We start from the raw sequence: 15114 nt of genomic DNA on the forward strand, positions 1-15114 counted from the left end.
CTATATCATTTCTTGCGGTTCCAACAGACCATGACGGATGGCCAAATGAGTCAGTTCCACGTCGCTGGAGATATCGAGTTTTTCGAAGATTCGGTAGCGGTAGGTATTGACGGTCTTGGGGCTTAGGCACAACTGGTCGGATATTTCCTGAACCTTCTTGCACGAGCAGATCAGTGTAGCGATCTGCATTTCCCGATCCGACAACTCCGCAAAAGGAGACGCCTTACCACTGAGATTTTGTAACGCCAGCTCCTGGGCGACCTTGGGCGAGAGGTACTTCTGACCGGCGTTGACGGTGCGAATGGCACGTACCATTTCGTCGGTGGAGGCGTCTTTGGTGAGGTAACCGGCGGCACCGGCTTGCAGCAGGCGTGACGGAAACGGGTCTTCACCACAGGCGGTGACGGCGATAACACTGATTTCAGGATACAAACGGTGAATTTTGCGAGTCGCTTCGAGGCCACCCAGACCGGGCATGCGCACGTCCATCAGGATGACATCCGGCTCCAATTCTTTTGCCAAACGGACGGCTTCTTCGCCACTGGCCGCTTCGGCGATCACTGACAGTCCCTCGATATCCTCGAGCAACCGCACCAGTCCCATTCGGACCAGATCATGATCATCGACAACGACCACCTGAATCACAGCACTTCCCCTTGGCTACTTACTGACATCATACGTCCGGCCTTCCAGGGCGCAAAGTCTCTTCGACTCAGGAACCATCCTTGGTTTGCAGCATAGTCAAAGCGCGCCCTTAACGTCCAGTACTTACAGATGTGACTCGGCATAAGCCGCCAGCCGACTGCGTGCTACGCCTTTCAAAGTCACCGTGCCAGCATGAGCAAAACCTTTGAAGCGTTCGCTCATAAAGGTCAGCCCCGAACTGGTTGGCCCCAGATAAGGCGTGTCGATCTGAGCCAGGTTGCCCAGGCAAATTACCTTGGTACCCTGACCTGCCCGCGTCACGATGGTTTTGATCTGGTGCGGCGTCAGGTTCTGAGCCTCATCGACAATCATGATGCTCTGCTGGAAGCTGCGACCGCGCACAAAGTTCAGGCTCTTGAACTGTAACGGCACCTTGGCACCCACAAAATGCTGGCTGCTGGACGGATCGAAATCCTCAGCGTGCAGTGCTTCCAGGTTGTCGGTAAAGGCACCCAGCCAAGGCTGCATTTTCTCGGCTTCGGTACCGGGCAGAAAACCGATGTCTTCGTCGAGGCCACGAGTCGAACGCGTGGCAATGATGCGCTTGTAGAGCTTGGTCTCCATGGTCTGCTCCAGAGCGCAAGCCAACGCCAGAATCGTCTTGCCACTGCCGGCGGCACCGTTCAGCGCCACCAGGTCGATATCCGGGTCGAACAGCAGGTGCATGGCCATGGCCTGATACAAATCACGTGGCGCCAGCCCCCAGGCTTTTTGGCGCATGAGCGAGCCCGTATTAAGAAGCTCCAGGCGCACCTGTGACCCATCGTCCGACAGGATGCGACCGGCGAATTCGCGGTCATCGAAGAAAAACTGATTAACGAAGAACGATGCGCCAAGCAGCTCTTCCATTATCCCTCTATCGACACTGTGCTCACGCTCACCATTAACGGTTTGCGGCGCCATCGCATCCAGCTTTTCCCAGAAACTGCCTTCAATGTGGTGGTAGCCGCTGGTCAGGCTATCGATGTCGGTGATCAGTTGATCGTTGTGGTAATCCTCCGACTCCAAACCGCTGCCGCGCGCTTTCAGGCGCATGTTGATGTCTTTGGTGACCAATATGACTTTGTAATCGGGTCGTTTAGCCTGCAACGCCAACAAATCGTTGATGATGCGGTTGTCGTTGATTTGCGTCGACAACGTGGCCGGCGCTTTTTCAATGGGTATCAGGATGGTCAGGGTGCCGAGCGGACCACCGGGAACCACGCGATGAATATCGACCCCCGCCATGATTTCGGTCGGACTGGCTGGGCCCAAAATGGCGTCGATGGTACGGACTGCCTGGCGGGCATCTGCGGCGATAGCGGTGTTTCCGACCTTGAGTTTGTCGAGCTCTTCCAGCACGACCATAGGAATGAGCACCTGGTGCTCTTCGAAATTGAAGACAGAATTGGGGTCGTGAATCAGAACGTTGGTGTCGAGGACGTAGATCTTTCGATCCGCTGGGTCTGAAAGGGTTGGCTGCATAGCGACTCCTGATGAACAGTGGGTCGCGGTCTGTTTACCGCGTCCTACTCGGCGCTGGCCCACTTACGCAAGGCCTGCGCCATCTCACCCGCCGAAGCGTATCGCTCGTCGGGATTCTTCTTCAGTGCCTTGTTGACGATACGCACCAAGGCAACCGGTACTTCAGGGTTATGCTTGCGGGGGCTCTCCTGTTGAGTTTGAGTGATGGCGTACGCCAGACCCGGAAGGGTATCGCCGCTGAAAGGAAGTTGACCGCATAGAGCCTGGTAGAGCGTTACACCCAGACTGAAGATATCCGAAGCGCCCGTCAATGACTCACCGCGTATCTGTTCGGGCGACATAAAGGACGGACTGCCCAGCACCACACCGGTTTGGGTCTGATGCATCCCGGTGATGCGAGCGATGCCAAAATCGGTCACGGTTAGTTTGTCGCCTTGCTCGTCGATGTAGAGATTCGCGGGTTTGATATCGCGGTGGATGATGTCGTTGCGGTGCGCGAAATCCAAGGCATCCGCAGCCTGGGCTATCCAGTTACACAGCGACGCCAGCGCCGGCGCCGGTTTATGCTCCAGCCGATCCGACAATGGCTGTCCGGTCAGACGATCCATAGCGATATAGGCCAGTTCACGTTCTTCACCGACGTCATAGACGGTCACGATATTGGGGTGGTTCAGTCTCCCCGCCGCCTGAGCTTCCTGGAAAAAGCGCTGCTTGACGGCAGCGGCCTCTTCCATCGCCAGCGCATCCAACTGCACAACCTTCAGCGCCACCCGTCGGCTGATGCGTGGGTCTTCAGCTTCATACACCACACCCATCGCGCCGCGACCCAGCTCACCCAGAATGCGGTAGCGACCGATTTCAGGCGCCTGAACACCCGCGGCCGTAGCAATAGGACGGGTCGTGCTGTTACCCCCACCAATGACCAGGGTTTGGTTCGGATCATTCAACGGTTTCAGTTGAGTCAGGCGCTGATCGATATCGCGGAAGCCCGGCGCCAGCTGATTCAAACGCTCATAGCAAGCCAGCGCCTGTTCATATTGCCGTTTCTTCTCAAACCCCATACCCAACTCATACGTCAGCTCAGGGTCGATCGCCAGGCTGGAAGAACCATCCAGAAAACGTTGACCGGCTTCAGTTTTGCCATCGTCCAACAGATGCCGTAACCAATTCAGCGCCAACGCCTGATATTCGGCCAGCAAGTGTTCGCGTTGGGCTTCGCTTCGCTGCAAGCGGCGATGCCATAACACGGCCAGCAACAGCGACAATAAGGGGTACCACAGCGGCAACCACCAGCGCAGTGTTGCGGCTAACGCTACGTTCACACCCATCCAGACGATGGCTACCAAAGGGCCGGCCCAAACAGGGCGAGCCAGATAACGCGGCAACAACCAGGGTAAGGCCATCGCCAAGGCCGCCAGCAGGCTCAACCAAAATGGCGTGATCAGATAAAACCCCTGCTGCAGTGCCCAGTGTTCACGCACCGCAGCCAACCCAGGGCCTCGACGCTGTGCCAGCTTGGGAAAGGGTGCCGCGGTTAAGGGTTCGAACTCGGGTTCAGGCAGCGCGAACTCAGCCAGCAAAACAGCACCTTGCCAGTTCACCTCAATGTGCCGATTTGGACTGACCAACGTTTGACCGGGTTGATACTGCCAATCCGCCTCGTCCATCAGTGTCAGCTGGGCATCAAACAACAGATGATGATCGCTGCGATATATCAGCGATTTATAGCCATGGCGTGCTGGTTGCCAATACAGGTCAAGTGGCGTTAATGCCGGTCCAGCGGCAACGCTGGGCAAGGTAGGTTCCGTCAAGCTCGTTGCCCAGGCGGGCCAGCCAGTTGTCAGCCCCTGTTGCGGGGTCATCATCGGTCCCGAGACTGGACCCAACTGCCAGCCAGATGGCCAGACGACCAAGCTGCCATCGGGCACATTGGCAGGATCAACGACATAACGGGGAGGCGGTGCCGACGTTTGCCAGGACCAGGCGGTGGTCAAACGCAGCCAGCTTTGGTCCAATAACGCCCCGCCGGGAAAGCCGATCATTAACAGGAGCACGGCCAATAGCAAAGCCAGAGGCCAACTCAATAGAGACCGCAAAACCATTGAACGCCTACTGATCTGTTCCGCTGCGGATTGCTGAGTCATTTGTTCGCTATATATCAACGTTGGCCAGTACTAGTGGTAACCTATAACGGATTGCCGCTTTCCGGACAAGCCAAAAAGAGGACTGCAGGTCCTAACGCAAATTGGAGTACGCACATGCCCATCCTGATGCAGGTCAACAACGAGGTGGTTCAACACAAGGTCGCATTGAACGGTCAGGACGTGTCCATTGGCCGCGCCGCCGACAATGACATCCAAATTGAAGACCGCGCTGTGTCTGGCCGCCACGCCCGCATTGAGTGGGTCAAAGCCGATAACGAACAAGGTGGTTTCTATCAGCTGACCGATCTGGACAGCACCAACGGCACCTTTTTGAATGAGAAACGGCTGCCTGAGCCCGCCGCTTTGCGTCACGACGACGACATTCGCATCGGCTTCGTCAACTTCCGCTACCTGGATGAAACCACCCAGGATTTCGAACAGACCGCCAAAATCCACAAAAGCTGGATCCCTGGCGTTTATTACACCAAAGATTAATAGCCAGCGCCGGACACTCCGGCGCCAACCTGCCTAACCACTCAGTCCAACCGATTGGCCAACGCGGATTCTTACCTTGCAACGCATTGAACTCCCCTACGCTGCCAGCGCCCGCCCCTGGTTTCAGCACCTGGCCAATGAGCCCGGCGCTATTTGGTTTCATTCCGGGCAAGCGGATCCGCAACACCATCGCTGGGAATGGTGTTCAGCCTGGCCGTCTGAACGTTTTCGATTTCTGGGTCATGGTCAGGTTGAACACCGTCATGGTCACCATATTGATCACATTACCGTCGACGACTTCAGCGATTTTCTGAGCCGCTATCGTCGCGACGGCGGTGCACCCGACCTGCCCTTCGCATCGGGACTGGCGGGCCATTTTGACTACGATGCCGGTTTTGAATCCCAACAGATCGACAGCCGTCACACCGCCGAGCAATGTCTGGCCAGTGTCGATCGTTATGACTGGAGTTTGGTACTCGACCATCAGCAATCCAAAGCCTGGTTAATGATCCATCCGGATTGCCCGGCTGCGGTTGTGGTACAGCTAGAAAGGCTTAAAGCCATCAAACCCGAGCGCGAACCTATCGCCACGAGTCCAGCAGCACCGTTGCAATGGCGTTCAATGATGACGCGCAATCAATACCAGCACCGCTTCGAACAATTGCAGCAACACATTCTCGATGGCGATATTTACCAGGCCAATTTAACCCGACAATGGCAGGCTGACTGCCCCAACAAAGTTGACGATTGGGCGCTCTATCAACAGCTCATCGAACACGTCCCGGCCCCCTTTTCGGCCTATCATCGCGCCACCGATCACAGTCTGTTGAGTGTGTCACCAGAACGGTTTTTAACCATCGATCATGGCGCCATCGTCACACAACCAATTAAGGGAACACGCCCGCGCGGAACCGATACTCAAAGCGATTATGAGCAGGCGCTGGCACTGCAAAACAGCACCAAAGATCGCGCCGAAAACCTGATGATTGTTGATCTGCTGCGCAATGACCTGGCACGCAATGCCCTGCCGGGCTCGGTACAGGTGCCAAAGTTGTTTGAGCTGATGTCGTACTCCAATGTGCACCATCTGGTCAGTACCGTGACGGCACAACTGCAACCGCAAGCCAGTCCGTTAAAAGCACTCTTTGACGCCTTCCCTGGCGGTTCGATCACCGGCGCACCCAAGCGCCGCGCTATGCAAATTATCGATGAGCTTGAGCTGGCTTCCCGGGCCAGTTATTGCGGTTCAGCGTTTTGGTTCAGTGACGATGGCTATCTCGACAGCAACATCCTGATCCGCTCACTGGTGCGTCGCGGTCAAAGCGTAACCTGCGCTGGCGGGGGTGGCATTGTCGCCGACAGTGATGCCGACAGCGAATACGCCGAAAGCGCCACCAAGGTTCGACAGTTGCTCGAAAGTCTGGGACGCGTTCAGGCTGATTAGCGGTGGAAAGTCAGAGCGTTAATTCGCGATTGCTAGCGTTTATGAAAGCCTGGCGCAATTCATCATAGCCACGCACGGACGGAAATTGCGGGAACTCGGCAATGACATTTTCCGGTGCATTATAAAGAATGCCGGCGTCAGCTTCTGCCAGCATGGTGGTGTCATTGTAGGAATCACCGGCGGCGATACAGCGATAGTTGAGACTATGAAACGCCTGAATAGATGCGCGCTTAGGATCTTTCTGCCGCAAGTGATAATTCACGACTCGGCCATCCTCGGCCACTTCCAACCGGTGACAAAACAGCGTCGGGAAACCGAGTTGGCGCATCAACGGCTGAGCGAACTCATAGAAGGTATCCGACAAAATAACCACCTGAAACCGCTCGCGTAACCAGCCGACAAAATCAGCTGCACCGTCCAGCGGTTTTAATTGTGCAATCACGGCCTGAATTTCATTCAGCCCTAACTTGTGCTGTTCCAAAATGGCCAGGCGTTGGCGCATCAGAACGTCGTAGTCGGGGATATCGCGCGTTGTTGCTTTCAGCTCTTCAATACCAGTTTGTTCAGCAAAGGCGATCCAGATTTCCGGTATCAAAACCCCTTCGAGGTCGAGGCAGGCCAGTTCCACGGCAGTTTCCTTGAGTCGCTTAATCGGTTGACGCCGATACACTAGTGCGCAGCCTCAAGCTTGGCAACGGCAGTTTGTGCAGCACTGTATTGAGCAAGCCACGGATCAGAAAACCAACAGCGGAATTTCCGGTCACTGCGGATACTCACCCGTTATGTAATAACTTTATGAGTTGCAGCTATTTTTCGTCTCTGTTCGAGACTGCTAATCTAGCGCCACCTTCAAAAAGACCGTGACCCAATGAACCTGACCGAGTTGAACCTGGAATTATCCGGCCTGTCGCCGCGAGAAATCGTCAAGCGCGCGCTGAACGAACATGAATATCTGGCTGTTTCCTTCAGCGGTGCCGAAGACGTTGTCTTGGTGGATATGCTGAGCAAACTGACGGACTCGCCTAAGGTATTCACCCTCGATACTGGCCGACTGCACCCACAGACCTATGCCTTTATCGAACGGGTGCGCAACCACTACAACATCGATATCGACGTCTTCTACCCCCAAGCCGAAGCGGTCCAAACGCTGGTTCGGGACAAAGGCCTGTTCAGTTTCTATCAGGACGGTCATGAAGAATGCTGCGGCATTCGCAAGATCGAACCGCTGCGTCGCGCATTGAGCAGCCTCGATGCCTGGATCACCGGCCAACGCCGAGACCAGAGCCCAAGCACCCGTTCTGAAGTGCCTCAGGTGCAGTTGGACAGCAGCTTCAAAGGCCGCGACGAGGCATTGTACAAGTACAATCCGTTGGCAAACTGGAGTTCCAAGGAAGTCTGGGACTACATCCGGCTGATGGAAATCCCTTATAACGACTTACATCAACAAGGCTTTGTCAGCATCGGTTGCGAACCATGCACCCGGCCGGTATTGCCCGGCCAGCACGAACGCGAAGGCCGCTGGTGGTGGGAAGAATCGACGCAAAAAGAATGCGGACTGCACGCTGGAAACCTGAGTGCTCCCAGCGTTTAGCCCGTCGTTTAATAGGTCGGAAAGGTAATATTCTGGAATAAATCGTCGAGCTCATGGCGGCTGTGTGTCGCCATCGCCCGGTCGACCAGATCACGATTCAAATGCGGTGCAAAGCGTTCAATAAAACGATACATAAAGCCGCGAATAAAAGTTCCTTTGCGGATGCCAATCTTCGTCACGCTGGGTTCAAACAGATGACTGGCATCCAGGCTCACCAAATCCCGATCCTGCTCCGGGTCAATCGCCATATGCGCCAAAATCCCTACGCCCAACCCTAAACGCACGTAGGTTTTAATGACGTCCGCATCGGCCGCGGTAAAGACCACTTTGGGCGTTAAACCTTTGTTGACAAAGGCGTCGTCCAGCTTGGAACGACCGGTAAAACCGAACACATAAGTCACGATAGGATGGGCTGCGACGTCTTCCAATGTCAGCTGACTTTTCTGTGCTAACGGGTGGTTTTTCGGCACCACGATGGAACGATTCCAGCGATAGCACGGCATCATCACCAGGTCGGCAAAATGCTCCATACCTTCGGTGGCGATGGCCAGATCGACCGTGCCATCGGCAGCCATCTCGGCAATCTGCACAGGCGTTCCCTGGTGCATATGCAACGCCACATTCGGGAACTCATGAATAAAATCGTCAATCACCGATGGCAGCGCATAACGCGCTTGAGTATGGGTGGTCGCCAGACTGAGATTCCCTTGCTGATCGTTGCTGAACTCCTGGGCAATCTGTTTGATGGAATCGACTTTGCGCAGCACTTCACCCGCGACTTTTAACACGGCTTCACCGGCCGGTGTAATGCGCGTCAGATGCTTTCCGGAGCGAGCAAATATCTCGATACCCAGTTCGTCTTCCAGCAATCTGATTTGCTTACTGATGCCCGGCTGGGAGGTGTAAAGCACTTGGGCTGTCGCGGACACATTCAGATCATGATGTGCGACTTCCCAGATATATTTGAGCTGTTGCAGCTTCATGGCTTCCCCGTCTCGATCGCAGTAACAGTCGCTTTGCGCGACGTTGCCTGTTTGTCCTTGTCGGATACTGAATACAGCGACATCGAATTCGGTGCGTGACCGCACGCTTATAGGATGCTCACTTCAGTGCTGGCGATAGAACATTAAAGTTATATAAGTATGATCAATTATTCTTTTTCAGAATACTTAATAACCGATAGGTTTAGCAACACCACTACTCTATGACGATTAAGTCAGTATGGAAATCCTTTTCTATAGCCTGTCCGGAGCCGCCGTAGGCTTGATCATCGGCCTAACCGGTGTCGGCGGCGGCGCCTTAATGACACCCTTGCTGCTGATGTTTGGGTTTCCTGCGCACATCGCTATCGGGACAGACCTTTGGTACGCCGCCATTACTAAAAGTGGCGGCATGATTGCGCATCATCGCCGCAGTCATGTCCGCTGGCCCATTGTCGCTTTGATGGCGGCTGGCAGCTTACCGGCCGCGGCATTAACAGGGGCGATACTGTTCTTCTTTTTCCGTCACCCTGAACACTATGCGTCCATTCTGCAAACCACCTTAGGCATCATGCTGGTCACTACCGCTTTGGTGCTGATTTTCCGAAATCGACTGTCCCGCAGCCTGCAATCGAAACAACAGGTCCAGCATCCTGTGCTCATCTGCTTCGTCGGTGTCATTTTAGGGGTGTTGGTGACGCTCAGTTCCGTTGGTGCTGGCGCGATCGGCACAGCCGTATTAATGATGCTGTTTCCGATGCTTGCACCCAAGGAGATCGTAGGAACAGACATTGCCCATGCCGTACCACTGACGTTTACAGCAGGCTTGGTCCATCTGTTTTTAGGGAATGTGGATATTGCGTTATTGCTGGCGTTGATTTTGGGATCTTTGCCGGCGATCTATGTGGGCACATCGCTATCAGCGCGGCTGCCCGCCCGGATTATGCATCCGTTGCTGGCAACCGCACTGTTGTTATTGGGCGTTAAATACGCGGTGTTCTGAGTCTATCGCCAGAACGGATTGGCCCATCCTTTGACACGATACTCCAGAATTCGGCGATCAACCGCTGATACGTCACAGCGTCCATAAACGCCGCTCTCGCCACTGGTGACCTCAAGATCTAAAAAGATGGTGTGCACCTTTAAGTCTTCGTTGTATCGAGACGACCGATTGTCGAAATGTGCCCGTACGAACATCTCCCCCACGGCTTGCCGCACTTGCTGACGGCATAATTCCTGCGCCAGCTGCACACTGACTTCCGCGCGACCTTGGGGTGGAGGCTCCTGGCCGGTTAAGCGATCCCAAATAGAACGACGGTATTCTCCGTCGCCGGAATTGGCCGTGAATTCATCCAATGCGATGCCCAGGGCCAAAATAAAGGCCAGCAGTAATGCCCATTTAGCAATTTGGCCCGCTGCGCTACTTTCTTTGACTGCGCCCTTGCTACTCATATGTGTAACCCTTTGTTTACGGCTTGTATTCGTTTATTTACTTCCCTATCATCTTTGTCTGTGAAGACGACCCCAAAAGCCTCACTTAGAAGAGCCGCTCGCAAACCATGCAACAGTTAACCAATCTCAACGTCGAAAGCCAGGAAATTCTTATAACGCCCGAGGCGTTAAAAGCCGACTTACCGGTTTCCGACGCTGCCCACGCCGTCATTGATGCCGGCCGTGAGGCAGTTCGACGCGTCCTGGATCGCGACGATCACCGCATTATCGTCGTTATCGGTCCCTGCTCCATTCATGACCCTGAACAAGCGTTGGAATACGCGCGGCGCCTGAAAGCGCTTAATGAGAAAGTTCAGGATAGCTTGTTGTTGGTCATGCGTGTTTATTTTGAAAAACCACGCACCACCACCGGCTGGAAAGGTCTGATCAACGACCCTTATCTAAACGATTCTTTTAAGATTGAAGACGGTCTGCACATCGGTCGCAAACTTTTGCTGGATATCGCCGAAATTGGCCTGCCGACAGCAACCGAAGCGCTGGACCCCATCTCGCCACAGTATCTTCAAGATCTGATCAGTTGGTCTGCCGTTGGCGCCCGTACCACAGAAAGCCAAACTCACCGTGAAATGGCCAGTGGCTTATCGTCTGCCGTCGGCTTTAAAAACGGCACCGATGGCAGCCTGGACGTTGCTATCAACGCGCTGAACTCAGTGTCATCGCCACACCGCTTTTTGGGCATCAACCACGAAGGTCAGGTGGCCATTATTCATACCCGCGGCAATCGCTATGGTCATGTGGTGCTGCGCGGTGGCAATGGCAAACCCAATTACGATTCCGTCAGCATTTCACTATGCGAAGAGAGTCTGCGCCAGGCAAGTGTCCCGACCAACATCATGGTTGATTGCTCGCACGCCAACTCTAATAAGGACCACAACCTGCAACCCTTGGTCGCGGACAACATCACCAATCAGATTCTGGAAGGCAACCAGTCCATTATCGGCTTGATGATTGAAAGCAATCTCGAAGCGGGCAACCAGAAAATCCCTGATAACTTGGCTGACCTAAAGCCAGGCGTCTCGGTAACCGATGCCTGTATCAGCTGGTCAACCACCGAACAGCTGCTGCTATCGATGCGCGATAAGCTGAAAGACGTTTTACCGCGTCGTATCAGCAAAAACGTAACCAATATCAAGGCGGGGTAACACTCGCTGATACAAAAAAGGGTAGCCAATTGGCTACCCTTTTTTGTATGTGATCGGATTTAGACCGTTTCCGATGCCTTGGGCAATAACACCGCCCAATCGAAGTCGGGGACCCGAGCTTCGCTGTGATGCTTCTCGTCTATTCTCAGGCGCTTCAACCAAGACGGAGTCCGTCCGGGTTCAAAGACCCAGCGCGTCACTTCCTGATGCGCTTCCAGTGGTGGACGAATGGCCTGGCCTCCCGTTGTTTTCCACCCCCCGAACCAGCCACCTTTTTTCAGCAACTGGCGAAACAATTGACGCGCTTCCATTTCTTCACCCGGGCCTTTAACCCAGCCGCTTTTCAGCAAACGAATGCGTTGAAGCAACTTCGCACCCGGCAACCAATACAAACGCCGTGGCGGCAACTGATGTGAATTGACGAACAGCAACTCTGGCAAGGTTTCACCATAGGCCAGAGCTCTGCTGATCAACTCGCAGCCCATACCACGGGCAACGACGGCCGGCTTTTGACCACACCGCTCTTCAATAAACGCAAAGACGGCGGGCAGATCGTACTCAGCCATCACGTCCAGGGTATTGGTCTGTGGTCTTTGATTGCGCGATGACAACCCATGCCCACGCCAGTCCAGCAACCAGACGTCATAACCCTGACGAACCAACTCGCCTGCCGTACCACCGACACCGTAATCAAGCCACTGCCAGTGGTTATAGAACGCATCGTGCACCAACAAGAGTGGCAACGCCTTGGTTACCTTTTCCTGATGCAAGCGTACCAGAGCAATCTCGACGGTTTTGTCGGTACTGTTATTGGGTTTCAGGGAATAGACGTCTTCATAAACGCCTTCTTTGAATTCCGCACTGGCCAAAGCCACCGGGAAGAGTTCACTGCTACTTTTCAAGCCTTTTGAGTCCTTTACAGTGAGCGTAGCCTGTATATAATCACAGCTACTGTATAAAAAAACAGGGCGACACTATGCTGAAACTGACCGCTCGTCAACAAGAGGTGCTGGATATCATTAAAGAGCACCTTGGCGCCACCGGCTACCCACCGACCCGGGCAGAAATCGCCCAACGGCTCGGTTTTAAATCCCCCAATGCGGCGGAAGAACACCTCAAAGCCTTGGCACGAAAAGGCGCCATTGAGATGGTCTCCGGAGCATCACGCGGTATCCGACTGCCGGAAACCGAAGCCGAACCCGGTATTCCTGTGGTCGGCCGCGTTGCCGCCGGTTCCCCCATACTGGCCCAGGAACAGATCGAAGAATTCGTCGAAATTCCCACCGGCCTGTTTACTCCGAAAGCCGATTACCTGCTGCAAGTGCAAGGCCTCAGTATGAAAGACATCGGCATCCTGGAAGACGATCTCATCGCGGTCCATAAAACCGACCAGGCACGCAATGGCGATATTGTTGTAGCCCGGGTGGGTGAAGATGTCACCGTTAAACGTTATGAACGCGAAGGCGGCATTGTAACGCTCTACCCGGAAAATACCGACTTTGATCCCATCACGGTCGACCTGGAACAGGACGACTTTGCCATTGAAGGTCTCTACGTCGGCGTTATTCGACGAACGCTACACTGAGCTATCAGTCCGGTCGCGCGCCCTATTCGCTTGAGCCATACCACAACGGGGCCGCACCGGATTTCTTCTCTATCATCGCCAACATCTGCTGATGCGCATCTCGCTCTGCCGGCGTCGGCTCAATGACTGTTAATCGCTCCCCTTCAGCCATCACCGCACTGGCGTCGAAACTGACTTCTTCGCTATCAGACTGAGGCTCTTCATCCAGAATCAGCGCCGTCTGGCCACCGGTCATCATCAGATAGACGTCAGCCAGAATCTCTGAGTCAAGCAAAGCGCCGTGCAGTGTACGGTGGCTGTTGTCGATATCATAGCGTTTGCACAAGGCATCCAGGGACGCTTTTGCGCCCGGATGTTTTTCTCGTGCCAACATCAAGGTATCGAGGACGCTGCAGTGGCCATCCAGTTTGCCGAATCGACTGTCACCTTCGGAGGCCAGTCGATCAAACTCCATTTGCAGAAAGCCCATATCGAACGAGGCGTTGTGAATCACCAACTCAGCGCCCGCGACAAACTGCCAGAAGTCGTCGGCGATATCGCGAAATTTAGGGGCATCCTTAACCTTTTCATTATCAATCCCGTGGACCGCGATCACTTCGTCAGGGATGTCACGCTCGGGGTTGATGTAATAATGAAAATGCCGGCCGGTGTGCTTGCGACCCACCAATTCAACACAGCCCACTTCAACGATACGGTCGCCTTTATTCGGGCTTAAACCGGTGGTTTCTGTATCCAGTACTATCTGGCGCATGTCAGCCTCGCTTAATAATGTCGTCGACGCCCTGATTCGCCAGCGCATCGGCACGTTCGTTACCTTCGTTACCCGCGTGACCCTTTACCCAATGCCACTGAACGTCGTGCTTACCGATCTGTTCGTCCAAACGTTGCCACAGATCTTTGTTCTTCACCGGCTGCTTGCTCGCGGTCTTCCAGCCATTTCGTTTCCAGCCGTGAATCCATTCGGTGATGCCTTTGCGCACATATTGCGAATCGGTAAACAAATCCACTTGGCATCGCCGCTTAAGTGACTCTAACCCAGCAATGGCAGCCATCAATTCCATGCGATTGTTTGTGGTCTCTCGCTCACCACCATGCAGTGATTTTTCGTGCTTGCCCGAACGCATCAACACACCCCAGCCGCCTGGACCGGGGTTGCCTCGACACGCACCGTCAGTATAAAGGGTGACAGCGTCACTCATATTGATTCCTTATCGTCCGACTGGTTAAGCCGGATTTCAGTACCGGTCGGGCGCGCCACCGCGGCCGACCATTAATTCTTCCCGCTACCTGTTTGCAACCAACCAACAAATAGACCGCACCAGAGACCGGCAAAAGCCGTCGCTGTAATCGGCTTAAAAAACCCGACCGACCCAACCACTCCGGTCGGCGGTAAGGTGGGATAAACAGGTGTTTTTCCTGCCGTTCCATTTCAAAATCGAGCAACTGCATCCAATCCGCCACACGCCCACTGCGGATAAAACGCGATCGCCAAACCCCAGCCTGCGCTCGACTGAGCACGGCCCGAGCGCCCCAGGCGCTGAAGGGGTTGAAGCCGACAATGACCAACAGACCACCGGGTCGCAATACCTGAGCAGCCTCTCTGACCGCTTGATAAGGGTTATCGCATTGATCAAGCGTATGGTGCATCACCAGCGCATCAATACTTTCCGGCTCAAAGGGTAAAGCTTCCGCATCAGCACGAACCACCGGACAGGGTGCACGGTTGTCCAATTGGCTGACGATGGTGCCACAACCAAACAATCGCTGCTCGAAGAGTGGCTCATGCAGTCCGCTGTCGAGTTGTAACAGATGAGAACCGAAGCGCCCGGCTAAGCCACGCGCCACCAATTCACGCTCTGTTTCAACTAAGCGCTGACCCAGAGCTGACCGATACCAGTTCGACAGCGCAACTTCCTGAGAGGCAACGTGAGGAGGCCCGGCACGCAACAGGTGTTTGAATCGCTGTCCGATCTGGTTATTCAAGACACCTCGCCCTCATTCTATTAACAAATGGCCATTGAGTAGCAGGCATAAGACCGTCCACTTGCGACA

At 54.4% G+C, this 15114-nt stretch carries 15 protein-coding genes and 1 pseudogene; 6 read left to right on the top strand and 10 right to left on the bottom strand.

Annotated elements, in window-relative coordinates; genetic code table 11:
• The 3 genes from uvrY to BGP77_RS14135 form a co-directional block, all read right to left on the bottom strand.
• The gene (uvrY, locus tag BGP77_RS14125) at positions 1–645 is read right to left on the bottom strand and encodes a UvrY/SirA/GacA family response regulator transcription factor (RefSeq protein WP_108165353.1); all 645 of its coding nucleotides are present in this window, start codon (positions 643–645) and stop codon (positions 1–3) included.
• 123 nt (positions 646–768) lie between these two features.
• Positions 769–2169: a PhoH family protein gene (locus tag BGP77_RS14130; protein WP_108165354.1), complete on the bottom strand. Its 1401-nt coding sequence runs from the start codon at positions 2167–2169 to the stop codon at positions 769–771.
• Between the two features lie 44 nt (positions 2170–2213).
• Positions 2214–4223, bottom strand: coding sequence for a serine/threonine-protein kinase (locus tag BGP77_RS14135; RefSeq protein ID WP_233252397.1), 2010 nt, complete (start codon positions 4221–4223; stop codon positions 2214–2216).
• Between the two features lie 204 nt (positions 4224–4427).
• On the opposite strand from BGP77_RS14135, the gene BGP77_RS14140 reads away from it, so the two are divergent.
• Together BGP77_RS14140 and pabB are read left to right on the top strand one after the other, a co-directional pair.
• Entirely contained in the window at positions 4428–4808 is a 381-nt protein-coding gene (locus tag BGP77_RS14140) for an FHA domain-containing protein (RefSeq protein WP_108165356.1), read from the top strand.
• 76 nt (positions 4809–4884) lie between these two features.
• Positions 4885–6252 carry an aminodeoxychorismate synthase component I gene (gene pabB / locus BGP77_RS14145; RefSeq protein WP_158269386.1) on the top strand — a complete coding sequence of 456 codons (1368 nt, stop codon included), beginning with the start codon at positions 4885–4887 and terminating at the stop codon, positions 6250–6252.
• A 10-nt stretch (positions 6253–6262) separates the two neighbouring features.
• Here the strand turns inward: pabB and thrH are convergent, their stop codons facing one another.
• A complete protein-coding gene (gene thrH, locus BGP77_RS14150) occupies positions 6263–6880 on the bottom strand; it encodes a bifunctional phosphoserine phosphatase/homoserine phosphotransferase ThrH (protein ID WP_108165358.1) in 618 nt (205 codons plus the stop codon).
• 234 nt (positions 6881–7114) lie between these two features.
• Here thrH and BGP77_RS14155 point away from each other — a divergent pair.
• Positions 7115–7843 (top strand): annotated as a pseudogene (locus BGP77_RS14155) (phosphoadenylyl-sulfate reductase); the annotation flags it as partial.
• Positions 7844–7851: 8 nt separating this feature from the next.
• Here BGP77_RS14155 and cysB read toward each other — a convergent pair.
• Complete coding sequence (gene cysB / locus BGP77_RS14160) at positions 7852–8826, bottom strand: HTH-type transcriptional regulator CysB (RefSeq protein WP_108165360.1); 975 nt, start codon at positions 8824–8826, stop codon at positions 7852–7854.
• A gap of 238 nt (positions 8827–9064) precedes the next feature.
• Between cysB and BGP77_RS14165 the strand changes: the two genes are divergently transcribed.
• Positions 9065–9826, top strand: a complete 762-nt coding sequence (locus BGP77_RS14165) for a sulfite exporter TauE/SafE family protein (RefSeq protein WP_108165361.1) — start codon at positions 9065–9067, stop codon at positions 9824–9826.
• A 2-nt stretch (positions 9827–9828) separates the two neighbouring features.
• On the opposite strand, the gene BGP77_RS14170 is transcribed toward BGP77_RS14165, so the two are convergent.
• Positions 9829–10275 carry a hypothetical protein gene (locus BGP77_RS14170; RefSeq protein WP_108165362.1) on the bottom strand — a complete coding sequence of 149 codons (447 nt, stop codon included), beginning with the start codon at positions 10273–10275 and terminating at the stop codon, positions 9829–9831.
• Positions 10276–10382: 107 nt separating this feature from the next.
• Between BGP77_RS14170 and BGP77_RS14175 the strand changes: the two genes are divergently transcribed.
• Positions 10383–11477, top strand: coding sequence for a 3-deoxy-7-phosphoheptulonate synthase (locus tag BGP77_RS14175; RefSeq protein WP_108165363.1), 1095 nt, complete (start codon positions 10383–10385; stop codon positions 11475–11477).
• Positions 11478–11536: 59 nt separating this feature from the next.
• Here BGP77_RS14175 and BGP77_RS14180 read toward each other — a convergent pair whose 3' ends face one another.
• Positions 11537–12379, bottom strand: a complete 843-nt coding sequence (locus BGP77_RS14180) for an alpha/beta hydrolase (protein WP_108165364.1) — start codon at positions 12377–12379, stop codon at positions 11537–11539.
• Positions 12380–12453: 74 nt separating this feature from the next.
• Here BGP77_RS14180 and lexA point away from each other — a divergent pair, with 74 nt between their 5' ends.
• Entirely contained in the window at positions 12454–13062 is a 609-nt protein-coding gene (lexA, locus tag BGP77_RS14185) for a transcriptional repressor LexA (RefSeq protein WP_108165365.1), read from the top strand.
• Positions 13063–13084: 22 nt separating this feature from the next.
• On the opposite strand, the gene dnaQ is transcribed toward lexA, so the two are convergent.
• The 3 genes from dnaQ to BGP77_RS14200 are packed head-to-tail and all read right to left on the bottom strand — an operon-like array spanning position 13085 to position 15045.
• Positions 13085–13813: a DNA polymerase III subunit epsilon gene (gene dnaQ / locus BGP77_RS14190; protein ID WP_108165366.1), complete on the bottom strand. Its 729-nt coding sequence runs from the start codon at positions 13811–13813 to the stop codon at positions 13085–13087.
• A 1-nt stretch (position 13814) separates the two neighbouring features.
• Positions 13815–14261, bottom strand: coding sequence for a ribonuclease HI (gene rnhA / locus BGP77_RS14195; RefSeq protein WP_108165367.1), 447 nt, complete (start codon positions 14259–14261; stop codon positions 13815–13817).
• Positions 14254–15045: a class I SAM-dependent methyltransferase gene (locus BGP77_RS14200; RefSeq protein ID WP_108165368.1), complete on the bottom strand. Its 792-nt coding sequence runs from the start codon at positions 15043–15045 to the stop codon at positions 14254–14256. Before BGP77_RS14200 ends, rnhA begins: the two co-directional genes overlap by 8 nt.
• Positions 15046–15114: the final 69 nt, after the last annotated feature.

Source organism: Saccharospirillum sp. MSK14-1 (genome assembly GCF_003054965.1).
In the GTDB taxonomy this organism is placed as follows: Bacteria; Pseudomonadota; Gammaproteobacteria; order Pseudomonadales; family Natronospirillaceae; genus Saccharospirillum.

What these genes read in the sequence shown, in the direction of transcription:
- rnhA (WP_108165367.1), bottom strand. Translation starts at nt 14,261, where the DNA reads ATGAGTGACGCTGTCACCCTTTATACTGACGGTGCGTGTCGAGGCAAC.
- BGP77_RS14175 (WP_108165363.1), top strand. Translation starts at nt 10,383, where the DNA reads ATGCAACAGTTAACCAATCTCAACGTCGAAAGCCAGGAAATTCTTATA.
- lexA (WP_108165365.1), top strand. Translation starts at nt 12,454, where the DNA reads ATGCTGAAACTGACCGCTCGTCAACAAGAGGTGCTGGATATCATTAAA.
- BGP77_RS14170 (WP_108165362.1), bottom strand. Translation starts at nt 10,275, where the DNA reads ATGAGTAGCAAGGGCGCAGTCAAAGAAAGTAGCGCAGCGGGCCAAATT.
- dnaQ (WP_108165366.1), bottom strand. Translation starts at nt 13,813, where the DNA reads ATGCGCCAGATAGTACTGGATACAGAAACCACCGGTTTAAGCCCGAAT.
- BGP77_RS14165 (WP_108165361.1), top strand. Translation starts at nt 9,065, where the DNA reads ATGGAAATCCTTTTCTATAGCCTGTCCGGAGCCGCCGTAGGCTTGATC.
- BGP77_RS14140 (WP_108165356.1), top strand. Translation starts at nt 4,428, where the DNA reads ATGCCCATCCTGATGCAGGTCAACAACGAGGTGGTTCAACACAAGGTC.
- BGP77_RS14130 (WP_108165354.1), bottom strand. Translation starts at nt 2,169, where the DNA reads ATGCAGCCAACCCTTTCAGACCCAGCGGATCGAAAGATCTACGTCCTC.
- cysB (WP_108165360.1), bottom strand. Translation starts at nt 8,826, where the DNA reads ATGAAGCTGCAACAGCTCAAATATATCTGGGAAGTCGCACATCATGAT.